The sequence below is a fragment of the Streptomyces griseus genome (assembly GCF_001715295.1).
Lineage (GTDB): Bacteria > Actinomycetota > Actinomycetes > Streptomycetales > Streptomycetaceae > Streptomyces > Streptomyces griseus_G.
The window spans coordinates 4,963-5,263 of sequence record NZ_MDKB01000001.1 but is presented as its reverse complement, the minus strand read 5'-3'; the positions used below and the strand labels follow the sequence as shown (position 1 = coordinate 5,263).

Annotated in this window: 1 rRNA gene; it reads right to left on the bottom strand. The window is 56.5% G+C overall.

Annotated elements, in window-relative coordinates:
* Positions 1-41 precede the first annotated feature (41 nt).
* A 5S ribosomal RNA gene (gene rrf / locus BA175_RS00015) occupies positions 42-158 on the bottom strand.
* Positions 159-301 lie beyond the last annotated feature (143 nt).

Below are 301 nucleotides of genomic sequence, written 5' to 3'. Positions count from 1 at the left end.
AAAGCCCCGTGCCAACGGCACGGGGCTTTCCCGGAAAAATTGTTCGGCGGCGTCCTACTCTCCCACAGGGTCCCCCCTGCAGTACCATCGGCGCTGAAAGGCTTAGCTTCCGGGTTCGGAATGTAACCGGGCGTTTCCCTAACGCAATGACCACCGAAACACTATGAAATTAACCAACACCGGAACAACACGGCCGTTCGTTATTTCAGAACTAACACAGTGGACGCGAGCAACTGAGGACAAGCCCTCGGCCTATTAGTACCAGTCAGCTCCACCCGTTACCGGGCTTCCACATCTGGCC